The organism is Lysinibacillus sp. FJAT-14222 (genome assembly GCF_001278875.1).
GTDB classification, from domain to species: domain Bacteria; phylum Bacillota; class Bacilli; order Bacillales_A; family Planococcaceae; genus Lysinibacillus; species Lysinibacillus agricola.
Window position 1 is genome coordinate 133,572 of sequence record NZ_LIYL01000016.1, and the last position, 12,348, is coordinate 145,919.

The following is a 12,348-nucleotide window of genomic DNA, read 5'->3' on the forward strand; positions in this document are numbered from 1 at the left end:
CCGACTGGGCGGTTTACTGGAGGCGTCGGGTTTCTTAGACCTAGTTGACTCGTTCTCGTTTTTCCACTTGAGGTGGGCGTCTTACTGACCGTAAATGCGGGATAAAATTGGGGAGGAACCTTACTCAGTACATTCACTTTACTTCTTTCATAAATTCTCTGAAATTTTCAACGATTTCCTTTGATCTGGTATGGTGTAAATAATGTCCTCCTTCAAATGTTATCACTTTTCCATGTACAGAATCTTTGACTTGCTCTTCATGCAGTGGTATCCATCCTTCCGTTTCGGTATCATTCGCTTGTAAAAAGAAAATAACAGGAAGATTCTTGGGGAAGGTCAAGTTTTCAGCAGCTTTAAAATTAGGGTTAAAATGTTCGCCTTCACTTAGGATGTTCGGATTAAACATGTTTTTGAGCGTAAGGATTCTGATTTGTTCTCTTGTTTCATCATCTACAGTTGGTGCAACCAATTGGTCAGGGCTCAGTTTCATTAACAATCGGAAGAAACCTGATTTTTTGAGCAGTTTATATGTTCCTGATGGGAATGGATCATCCGTACCACCCTGCATTGGAACACTGCTATCGATCCCGACAAATGCACTTACTTCGTTTTCATATTTGTTCACATAATCCAGTCCGTAAATGCCTGAAATGGAGTGGCCCATTAGAGTATATCGGTCAATGTTTAGACTCTGCAATGCTTCATGAATTTCATTTACCATATTCTCCAGGGTTCGTTCCTTTTCCGTTTCATCACTTAGTCCATAACCAAAAGGCTCGATTACTACGACCTTGTAATAAGGAGACAACTCTTTCACTAACGGCTCAAAATCAAGTGCTGGAGCCGCTGTTCCATAACCAGGTAGGAGCACGACGGTTTCTTCGCCTTCTCCTTGAATTAACACATTCATATTTTTTCCGTCTACTGTTACAGACTGACCATAAGATTCTATTTTTCTTTGCTCCGATTTGTTGCTAACCTTATTCACTATAAAAATAATAGCTAGAAAAAGTACTATTGCTATAGCTAAAACTCCTAATAATTTAACTATAATGTTAAACGCTTTTTTCATTATTTTTGCACGAGTGGTGTAGAGCGGCAATTGAAGCTCGTTTTTTATCTGTACTCGTGCCTCCCCTCCCTTTCATTCTCAATTCGTATCTTCTATCCACATCAGTGTATTCCGACTACCTTCACAAACCGTTAAGAACAGCTTATACAACGAATATGTACCTCCTATGACAACAATATGAACGGAGTATGAACAAGTAAAAAAATGCTACGGTTGCAGTATGAATCTCGAACGGGTTCGCTTTTATAAATTAAAAGTGGAAAAATGTTTTCTTCATCTCCCACTGATTGTTAGTTGAACTAATTGGGTTTTTACGCTCAGTTGATCGCCCACCTCGTTGACTCGTTCTCATCTTTCCACTTGAAGCAGCCGTCTTACTGACCGTTAATGCGAGATAATTTCAGGAACCTTTCTCACACTCACTTTATTTCTTTCATAAATTCTCTAAAGTTTTCAGCGATTTCTTTGAATTTGCTATGGTGTAAATAATGTGATCCATCAAATGTTATTACTTTTCCTTGCATTGACTCTTTGGCTTGCGCTTCATGCAATGTTACCCAATTTGCCCTGTCCGTATTATTTGCTTGTACAAATAAAAGAAGCGGAAGATCTTTAGGGAATGTTAAATTTTGAGCCTTTTTAAAATTAGAGGAAATATGTTCCATCTCATTCAGGGTAGTGGCATTATACGAGTTTTTATTTGAAATCATTTTCATTTGCTCTTTGGCTTGATCATCAAATACTAGTTCAGCATAAGGGTCTGTACCTACTTTCTTGATTAATCTCAAAAGACCTGATTTTTCGAGAAATGCGAATGTTTTTACTGGAAATTTGACATCCATACTGCCTTGTGTAGAAACACTAGTATCAATTCCTACAAATGCACTCACTTCGTTTGGATATTTGTTGACATAATCAAGTCCGTAGATACCTGCAATGGAGTGGCCCATTAGCGTAAAATGGTCAATATTAAGCTGCTGTAAAGCTTCATGCATTTCACTGACAATATTCTCAGTGCTTCGTTCTTTATCGGTTTCATCACTTAATCCATATCCGAAAGGCTCAATCGCGACAACTTTGTAAAATGGAGATAATTCATCGATGAGCAGCTTAAAATCAAGTGCTGGTGCCGCTGTTCCATAGCCAGGTAGGAGCACCACGGTTTCTTCGCCTTCTCCTTGAATTAACACATTCATATTTTTTCCTTCTACTGTTACAGACTGACCATAAGTTTCTATTTTTTCTTGCTCCGATTTGTTGCAGACAATATTAACAATAAAAACAATGGCCAGAAAAAGTACTATTGCAATAGCTATAACTCCTATTGCTTTAAGTATAAAGATAAGCGGTTTACCCATCCTCATTTCTCATCACCTCTTCTTTTAGTTTCACTCTCATCTCTCCTTTTCTTATCTATTTATTAGACATCTTATATGGGCCATTAAGGATAGCTTATAGGACGATGATGTACTCCATATGACAACAATATGAACGGAATATGAACAAACAAAAAAAGTTACGGCGTCACATGCAAGAAAGTTTGCATATGACGCCGTAACATGGGAGTACGAGGAAGTTTAAATAATTTGAATGTACAACATGAATCTAATTACTCTGTTGGTGTTGTGATTGGCAAAGTGACAATGACAGTCGTTCCTCGGCCAGGCTCGCTTTCCACTCGGATGTCGCCTTGATGAAGCGATACGATCTGTTTAACGATGGCGAGTCCCATACCACTGCCGTCATACTTACGACTATGGGAACGATCAGCCTTAAAAAACCGCTCGAATATACGCTTCTGATCCTCTAAGGAAATACCAATGCCAGTGTCGGATACTCGGACTGTCACATTTTTGATATCTTGTTTGATGCTGATGTTAATAACTCCGCCATCTTTGGAAAATTTGATACTATTGCCGAGTATGTTCGTCCATACCTGGTTTAATTGATCATGATCAGCCATTAGGCGAACCGCGTTCAAATTGAGCTCGAAACGGATGTTGCGAGCCGACCATTGCGGCTGGATAGCGACGATGACTCGTCTGATTTGTTCATCAAGGCTGAACGTGACCAGCCGCAGTTGCTGTGACTGCGATTCAAGCAAACTCAGCTTTAGCAGGCTATCGCTCATCTTGGACATCCGGTCTGCTTCAGCGATGATAATATCGAGATAACGGCTCCGCTCGTTATCTGCGAGGTTTACTTGCTTGAGCGCTAAAGCATAACCGGATATCGAGGTGAGCGGCGACTGAACTTCATGCGACACATTCGATACGAAATCCCTACGCATCTGCTCAAGTTGCTGCAGATCGTGCATCATTTCTTCGAAGCTGCGAGCTAAAGTACCTAGCTCACCCTTTTGCTTAATATTCAGCTTAACGTTAAAATCTCCACCTGCTATATGTCTAGTCGCTTTTGTCAGCTTTTTGATTGGTTTGACTAGGAACATGGCAGCAACCAGAATCAATAGGCTTCCTGCTATCAACGAATAGGTTGAAAAGTTCAAAATCCACTTTATTACAAAAGAGGTGGAAGGGAGGGCGATCGGTTCTATAAACATCGCTTTCGTTCCCATTTCAGTTGTCAACGGCAACCCTAAGAGAACAGTAGAAACACCACTCGGATTGACTTGAACAATATTTCCATCTAGTACTTTTATCACCTGTTCCATCGTCACAGTGGCAGGTTTGTCTCCGTTAAGCGCTCCATAAGACTGGAACTGACCCGTTTCTTCATAAATTCGAATATGATAGGATTTGAGCTGATTCATTCCACTTACGAATGTGTTCGCTTCACTTAACGGTAATGTCTCATAAATCCGGGCGATGTCCTGACCAAAGTTAAGTAAGGGGATTTGCAGGTTCTCGTTCAATTTATCTTCAAATACCCAAGTTGCTACAAAAAAAGCAATGATCGTGCCCCCGATTACGGAGACTAGAAATATCAGGACTACGCGTGTATATAAAGATTTGATCATTCGTGCACCTCAAGGCGGTAACCAAGCCCACGTACCGTTTCGATACGAAAATCGGCTGTAGTCGCGAACCGTTCGCGCAAGCGTTTAATATGTACGTCTATCGTTCGATCATCTCCAGCGTAATCAATCCCCCAAATTTGATCGATCAACTGCACACGCGTATAGACTTGTCCGGGTGTTCCGGCGAGCTTATAAAGTAATTCGAACTCCTTGAGCGGTAACGTGAGCGACTCCGTCCCCCTCATCACCTTATAAGTCTGTCGATCAAGAATGACGTTGCCTAACTGGATTTTTTGCGTGGAGCCAATTCGGTATCGTTTCAATAGTGCCTTAACACGAACCGACAACTCCAACGGATCAAATGGTTTAGTTAAATAATCATCCGCTCCAAGTTCAAATCCTTTCACTTTTTCCCATGTTTCGCCCCTTGCAGTCAGCATAAGTAATGGAAGATCAGGATTGGCCCTTCTGAGCTCCTTGCATAACGTCCAACCATCCATAATCGGCATCATAATGTCGAGCACGACAAGATCGACATGCGTTGATGTGTAGATGGCCATTGCTTCCTTGCCGTCCTCGGCTTCGACTGTTGCGAATCCGTCGTTGCGTAGAAATAAACAGACGAGTTCGCGAATGTTCGCGTCGTCGTCAGCAACCAGTATAGTAGGCATCCGTTTCCTCTTTTCCATCGCATTATTGAAATAATCATTATACTATAAATTAAATTGAATTACCCCTATTCTTCCTATAACTAAGGACAGGAATATCATTAAATGCACCCTCGTTTGCTTATTCGATTACTGGAACCCCGAACTTGATATGGATGTAAATACCAAATGGACTCAAACTGCCTACGTGGTGATAATTCCCAGATAACTACTACAACTTATGATATCGACATTTATGCAACGCTATTGAAGAAGAACGAAAGCGATAAAGTGCCTCTGTCCACGTCCCAAATGTAAACAATTCACTTGCATAAGACCCACACTTAATAGCTAAAATTTTGCAGGACGTTTCACGATCCGGTCTTTCACCAAAATGCTTCAATGAAAGGGTTAATCATATATTCGTTTAAAGATTGGTCTTTATAGACAGCTTTCTCATCGCCTTTTAGAATAACTAAATTGTTAGTCTTTTCCAAACCTTTCATCTCGCTTTTTCTTTAATTTTTCCATAAGGCGTGAACTAAATTTCTCTGGCGGGGCACCATCAATTTTTTCTTTTGTTCGCGACCTTCTTTAATCCATTTCTCAACTTCAGATGTTCTTCTTCTTTTGGGCATAAAAAACACCCTTTTAGATAATCAAATCCAAAGAGGTGAAACGGTGCAACTTTCTTATAAACGGTTGAGCTTTATTTCAAATCAACAACCACTTCACATAGCATGTATTTTCTAATATAACACTCTAATTTATATTTTTGTGCGAAAGCGAAGCGGCAGCAACAATTGTTTTTTGTGCGAAAGCGAAGCGGCAGCAACAACAGGATTCTGTTTGAGCGAAAGTGAGTAGCCTGGAACAAAAATCACATTCATTGAAAGCGTCACAACATTCATAATAATTTTCTTGACCATTTTGCTTTTAGAAAAGCGATTTCTTTGTTACGAGAAATCGCTTTGGGCTTTAGAGCTGATACAGCTTCGTATATTTTTCTTGTAAATAGTTTGCTAGATATTTTGCGTTTAGGCCTTCCCCTGTCGCCTCCTGTAGCAATTCGAATGGCTTCTTCAGCGCACCGTATTGATGGACTTTGTCTGTTAACCACTCTCGAATTGGTAGAAGCTCACCCTTTTCTAACAGCTCATCAAAGTTTGGAATATCTTTATCCATTGCATGCTTCCATTGTGCAGCGTAAATCATTCCTAGAGCATAAGATGGGAAATAGCCAAACATGCCCCCTGACCAGTGCATATCTTGTAGTACCCCTTTTGCATCTGTCTCAGGACGAATGCCTAAATATTCCTCGTATTTATCATTCCATACTTGTGGAAGATCCTTCGCTTGAAGATCGCCATTGAATAGGTCTCGCTCAATTTCATAGCGAATCATAATATGTAGTGGATATGTTAACTCATCCGCTTCAATGCGAATAAACGATGGCTCCACCATATTAATTGCTCGCAGGAAATCAGCTAATGCTACATCACCAAATTGTACAGGTGAATATTTTTGAAGTTGCTCATAGTTATGCTCCCAGAACTTTTCATTCCTACCAACAAAATTTTCATAAAATAAAGATTGGGATTCATGTATACCCATAGATGTTCCTGTTGCTAATGGTAAACCATCAAGTTTTGCATCGATATTCTGTTCATACATAGCATGCCCACACTCATGGATTGTTCCAAAAATCGCTGAACGGAAATCGTTTTCATCATATTTGGTTGTAATACGATTATCTCCATGATTCAAACCAATCATAAATGGATGGACACTTTCATCTAAGCGACCTGCATCAAAATCATAGCCGAGTTGTGCTAACATTTCTAATGATAATGCACGCTGTGATTCACGAGGGAAATGCTTAAATAAAATGCTTGTATTTGGTTTATTTGGTGAAGCTGCAATTCTTTGCACAAGAGAAACAATTGTTTCACGTAATTCACCAAAAACTTGATCTAAAACATCAGTCGTCATATCCGGTTCATATAAATCTAGTAATGTATTGTATGGAGAACCGTTTTTAATACCCCAATATTGAATAAATTTCTTCTGCCAGCTTATAATTTCCTCTAAATAAGGTAGGAATAACGCAAAATTATTCGTCGCTTTTGCTTCTTCCCATGCTGTTTCTGCTTTAGATTGTAGAATGACGAATTCCTTATATTCATTAGCTGGAATTTTTTTATTTTGATCGTATTCTTTACGCACTTCCTCAACTAAACGTAGCGTAACATAATCGAGATCTGCCTTTTGTCCCTCTAGACCCGTTAGTAATTTCCCTAATTCTTCACTAGTTTGCATGTCAAATAAGGAGGCGGATAATGTTCCAACTACCTCTGAACGTTGAGCTAACCCTTTCTTAGGCGCCCCCGTACGCATATCCCAGTAAATCACACTCAGTGCTTCTTCATAGTGCTGCATTTTTTTCACATAGTCAGTAAATTGTTGTACAGTCATGCTAACATCCTCCTTTTCACGCTACTAGTTTATCATATTTTCGAAAATTTTGTATATTATGGACTTTTAGTATAATTCTACTCCTACAGCTAAATATTGATTCTACAAAAATTTAAAGTTATGTCGAAAAGAATGTGTAGGGATTTTGATCCTAATATTAGATCTTTTAATCAAAACGAGGATTATTATGCTATGTTGCTGCATTTTATTCTCCCATAAGTTGTTTGTATCTCAAGTAGATAATATAGCGACGAGAACAAATACTACCAAGTGGTATGAACATAAGAGCATTTGTTAATGATAGCAATGCAAGCTCTCTACTCCAGTGACCTACAAATAACCTTACAAGAAGAATCCCGAAAAACAAAATAATACCGGCAATAGAGCTTTGTGTAGTTACGATTCCCCTAGTATGATTCATACGAATTTTTTCTAGTTTTCCTTTCCATACTCCTATACTCAATCCAACTATTAAACAACTGATATACATCACAATACTTAAAGGCGTTAATTTAATACTTGAAATAGTAGAAAACATTACACCCATTAACAAAACTGGTATGATCCACAATCGAGCTGGTCTAACTTGTTTCTCCCTTAACATTATAAGTACAATGACAATAAAGACGACCAAGTAGCTACTCATTTCTTTCCCTCACTTTATTTTAAAAGTATAATTTAACCTCAAACTGAAGATGTAGTGAGAACGACCTTCAGGAAGTGGGTCTTTCAATTCGTTTCTTCATTGAGAAAACTTCATCAAAAAATGCAATAGACTATTTATTATAGCCTATTGTTTAATTTGATGGGATCAAAATTTCACCTTGAGCAATGAGATCAATAGGATTGGAATAAGTATTAGGTTTACTTTTGGTTCATCACAAAGTTAGGGGTGTTAAAATGTATATCATTGAGGTCGAGACTAGGGGATTAGAGATAGTTACAGATGAAATTTGAAGCAAATGTACACCAGCCCAGTTGGAAAGGAATTTAGCCTTATTTATTTATTACCGCTGGGATTATATACTCTTTCATTAACGGCCATCTATCTCGTGGATTCATGATGACTTCTGAACTAATCGCCACAACCATATTCATTTTTGGCATACAACAAATCATATTGCCTCCATCCCCTATAGCTGAATATGTAGAAAGCCCATCCTCTTGTCGTAGCCACCATAAATAACCGTAATTGTTAGGGTTCATCTCCGTTGAATCACAAATCCATGTCTCTGAGAGAACTCTATTATCATCCAAAATGCCCTTATTTAAATAGAGGTAGCCAAATCGCGCCATATCACGAGTAGTTAATGTTAGCCCCCATCCACCGGTCGAATGACCGTTTGGATCATGTACCCACCCCTTAACGTTTTTCCCGAATAAATCATCAAACCCATATGCGTTCATTTTATAGTCAGGAATTTCTTTCATGCCAAGCGGTGTAAACAAATGTTCATTGGCGAACGCTCGTGCACTCTTGCCTGTACTTTGAGTAAGAATAGCTGACAATAAATGTGCTCCAGCTGTGGAATATTTAAAAGTGCCTAAATCCCCGTTTTTACCCATTATATCAAGTGTATATTTTATCCAATCCTGCTGTTGACATAGAATATCTAGCGGCTCATGCCAATCCTCATATGGATATGGTACTGTCATCGTAAGAAGATGCCGTATAGTAATCTGTTGTTTCTGCTTATCAGCATCAGAAATATATTTTGGGAAAAAATCTATCACTTTCTCTTCCACGCTTTGAATATATCCTTTATCAATAGCGATGCCTATAAGTGCAGATAGTACACTTTTTGTTACAGATGCTACATGGTGACTATCATCAGGACCTTTGCCATTAAAATATTTTTCATATGCTAAATGACCATCTTTAATGATAATAATGCCATTTATATTGTGATAATCACTTTTTATCGTCTGTTCTAGCTTAAAAAGTTTTTCATTGTTCATATATATGCTTTCAGGTTTTACCGCTTGCCAATTTATTGTTGTTTGCATAGGAACCTCCTAATTGTCATTTTTTCTTTACAGGAAAATACACCTCAGTAACAAACTCCTCAGGGGCGTTTACTTGATTTGGATCTGTTACATATATTTCATATGGCGGCAATATCAGCTCGTAACCCTCATTTTCAATCCACTTCATCAAATTAGCGTAAACAGAGGTCAATTCCGGATAAGCTCCCTTTAAAACAGATTTAGCACAGAGGCTACCAGGCAAATCTCTCGTTCCTTTGACAGACTCAGCTATCTGAATAGCAAACTCGGTATCATTGCCAGCTGGATTAAATTCAGGGCTATGGTAAATCGTCATTGGCTGACCAAGTAAAGTGAGCTTTTCCTTCGCAATTCTTTCATATAACTCGCTAAAATAATGACCATATCCCGATGCATAATCATCACTGCTCAATATCAATCGCTTATAAAGGATATTCATTGGCTTTGTTTCAACAAGCTGTACTTCAATATCCTCAAGGTACGACATGATTGGTACTCCTTTTTCTAAGTTTGAAATATCATGACTCAGTTGTTTTACAAGATATTCAAAAGCCTTTAGTTTCTCTTGCATTTCATTTCTCTTTTGGTTAAGCGTTGAACAAAGCATTTCTTCGGATTGATCCTCTTCTAAATCCAACATCGTTTTAATTTCTTCAAGAGAAAAATGATAGGATTTTAAACGGTTGATATAGAGCATCCTTTTTAGTTGTTCGATGGAATAATACCGATAACCGCTTTCAGCATTAATCTCATCGGGATTAATTAATCCGATTTCATCGTAATATCGAAGTGTTTTTGTAGAGACACCACATATTTTTGAGAATTCTCCTATTGATAGCACAAAACCACCTCACTCATTTATTTGTTACTTGCTACAATTCATTTATACACCTTCCCCTAAGGACAAAGTCAATCAAGACTTATACTTTTATCTCTTTATCTTTTACTTTCCTTGACTGAAAACTTTTATTGACCGCTTAGTACAAAAAGGATATTCTATTAATGTATATGGGAGGAGGATAAATTTGAATAAACGAGGCAGACCCCGAGAGTTTGAGTATTCCTCAATTGTAGATGTCGCCATGAAAACCTTTTGGAAAAGAGGATATGAGGGGTGTTCTACACAGGATTTATGCAATGATACTGGAATTGGGAAAGGCAGCTTATACAATACTTTTGGTAGTAAACATGAACTGTATAAACAAGTATTAGAACGCTACCATGAGTTTGGAATTAAGGAACAGAAGGAATTATTAAATGCTCCAATCGCATTGAAAGAGCGGTTAAGTAATTTTTTCGAATGGGCATTAAAGGAAGATTTTGAGAAGATTGATCAAAAGGGTTGTTTGTTAATAAATGCCAGTGTGGAGAGCGCAAAGAATGACGTAATGGTTCAAGAAATTTTCTCACGGCATGTTGAACTTCTTAAACAAGCTATTGAAAAAGTAATGGAGGAAGGATTGCAAACTGGCGAAATTTCAAAAAAGCAAACAGCCGAGGAATTAGCTAGTCTATTTTTAAGCAGTTATTACGGGTTTCGTGTTCTTAATGTTTCGATGCAAAATCGGATGTTGTCTGAACAGATTATGAACGGAACATTAGAATCTATTTTCGGCGCTTAGTGCGCTCTTTTTTAGCACGAATTTTGTACCGAACGTTACAATAATGAATTTAGGAGTCTTTTTATGCCATCGATCATTTATTTACTAGCTTTAGCAATTTTTTGTATGACTACATCGGAATTTATGGTTGCAGGTATGATGAACGAACTTGCTCTCGCATTTCAGGTTCCTATATCTTCAATCGGTTATTTAATTACAGCTTATGCAGGAGCAATGGTAGTAGGAGGACCTATTTTAACTGCAACTCTTTTACGAATGCGCAGTAAACAAGCTTTATTACTTTTAATGTTTGTATTTTTAATTGGCCAGTCGCTCGGAGCTATTGCTTGGAGCTATGATAGTATGATGGTTTCACGAATTATTACTGGTATTGCTTCATCTTCAGCATTTGGTGTAGCCATTTCCTTTACTGCAACATTGGTTCCGCCTAATTCGAGAGGTAAAGCTGCATCTACTGTACTTGCAGGTTTAATGATCGCAACAGTCATAGGCTTACCTATAACAACGATTATCTCGCAAAATTTTGGTTGGCGTATTAGTTTTGGGTTTGTTTCTATTCTCGTACTAGTGTCCGGGATTATGATTCAGTTGTTACTCCCCTCATCACCAAACAAAGAACTATTAAAATGGAAAGACGAGCTCATGCACTTTAAGAATATTCATCTTTGGGCAGCGTACATAACAAGTATGTTTATTATAGGTGGTACGTTTGCAGCGTTTAGTTACTTCACCCCTATCTTTACAAATATCACGGGCTTTTCAAGCGAAAGTATTCCATACTTACTTGCTCTCTATGGAAGTGCAACAGTAATCGGGAATATAGTGATTGGCAAGTTTGCTGATAAATATACAATGGAAACACTTTTGAGTGGATTGATGATTTTAATCGTAGCATTGTCTTTATTTGCTTTAGGAGCTGAAAATAAATACATTGCCGTTATTACTACTATTTTTATTGGCTTGACTGGTGTTTCAATGAATCCAGCCATGGTAGCGAGAGTGATGAAAACAGCTACTAATAGCACGATGATTAACACCATTCATAGTTCTTTTATTACGCTTGGTATTGTTATTGGTTCATCACTAGGCGGCCTAGGTATTAGTAATGGATTTGGCTATATATCACCACTGTGGATTGGCGTTTGTTTAGCTACCCTAGGGTTACTATCATTATTTCCTTATTTACATAAAAGAAAGGATAAATAATGTTTCTAAATAGATACAAAAGTTGGGGTGTAGCTTTGTGACGCTTCTCCTCCAAACGTTCCAGCGACAACTCCTTCCTTTATGATGCTCTATCCGCCTCTTCTGTTACTATGGGCTCAACGCGTAGTTTCTTGTCCGTATGCCGTATGCCCAAAGAAATATTTAATATCTTAAATAGGAACTATTACATTTTGAATGAGTAAATGAAAGAAGCTCTCCTCGTCGCCTTCACGATCAAAGAGAGCTTCTTATTCTATATAAATACGGGGGAATTTTAACTAGCTTTCAAGATCAATTATGCCTCGGCATAATTGCGTCCGGAATCGGCTTTGTGCTTGCACA

General features: G+C 38.2%; 10 protein-coding genes. 2 read left to right on the plus strand and 8 right to left on the minus strand.

From position 1 onward, the window contains the following. Positions 1 to 133 precede the first annotated feature (133 nt). From AN161_RS07460 to AN161_RS07495, 8 genes are all read right to left on the minus strand, one after another. Positions 134 to 1,072 (minus strand): alpha/beta hydrolase, encoded by a 939-nt coding sequence (locus tag AN161_RS07460; RefSeq protein ID WP_053593791.1) that lies wholly within the window; start codon positions 1,070 to 1,072, stop codon positions 134 to 136. A 419-nt stretch (positions 1,073 to 1,491) separates the two neighbouring features. Next, complete coding sequence (locus AN161_RS07465; protein WP_053593738.1) at positions 1,492 to 2,436, minus strand: alpha/beta hydrolase; 945 nt, start codon at positions 2,434 to 2,436, stop codon at positions 1,492 to 1,494. A 245-nt stretch (positions 2,437 to 2,681) separates the two neighbouring features. Beyond that, positions 2,682 to 4,049 (minus strand): HAMP domain-containing sensor histidine kinase, encoded by a 1,368-nt coding sequence (locus tag AN161_RS07470; RefSeq protein WP_053593739.1) that lies wholly within the window; start codon positions 4,047 to 4,049, stop codon positions 2,682 to 2,684. Beyond that, complete coding sequence (locus AN161_RS07475) at positions 4,046 to 4,720, minus strand: response regulator transcription factor (RefSeq protein ID WP_053593740.1); 675 nt, start codon at positions 4,718 to 4,720, stop codon at positions 4,046 to 4,048. Before AN161_RS07475 ends, AN161_RS07470 begins: the two co-directional genes overlap by 4 nt. A 954-nt stretch (positions 4,721 to 5,674) precedes the next feature. After that, positions 5,675 to 7,171, minus strand: coding sequence for a carboxypeptidase M32 (locus tag AN161_RS07480; RefSeq protein WP_053593741.1), 1,497 nt, complete (start codon positions 7,169 to 7,171; stop codon positions 5,675 to 5,677). 205 nt (positions 7,172 to 7,376) lie between these two features. Further along, positions 7,377 to 7,817 carry a CcdC protein domain-containing protein gene (locus AN161_RS07485; protein ID WP_053593742.1) on the minus strand — a complete coding sequence of 147 codons (441 nt, stop codon included), beginning with the start codon at positions 7,815 to 7,817 and terminating at the stop codon, positions 7,377 to 7,379. A gap of 350 nt (positions 7,818 to 8,167) precedes the next feature. After that, a complete protein-coding gene (locus tag AN161_RS07490) occupies positions 8,168 to 9,178 on the minus strand; it encodes a serine hydrolase (protein WP_053593743.1) in 1,011 nt (336 codons plus the stop codon). Positions 9,179 to 9,194: 16 nt separating this feature from the next. After that, positions 9,195 to 10,019 (minus strand): MerR family transcriptional regulator, encoded by an 825-nt coding sequence (locus AN161_RS07495; RefSeq protein WP_053593744.1) that lies wholly within the window; start codon positions 10,017 to 10,019, stop codon positions 9,195 to 9,197. A 184-nt stretch (positions 10,020 to 10,203) separates the two neighbouring features. Between AN161_RS07495 and AN161_RS07500 the strand changes: the two genes are divergently transcribed. Further along, positions 10,204 to 10,800: a TetR/AcrR family transcriptional regulator gene (locus tag AN161_RS07500; RefSeq protein ID WP_053593745.1), complete on the plus strand. Its 597-nt coding sequence runs from the start codon at positions 10,204 to 10,206 to the stop codon at positions 10,798 to 10,800. A gap of 63 nt (positions 10,801 to 10,863) precedes the next feature. Then, on the plus strand, positions 10,864 to 12,006 hold the full coding sequence (locus AN161_RS07505; protein ID WP_053593746.1) for an MFS transporter: 1,143 nt from the start codon (positions 10,864 to 10,866) through the stop codon (positions 12,004 to 12,006). The last annotated feature ends 342 nt before the right edge of the window (positions 12,007 to 12,348 follow it).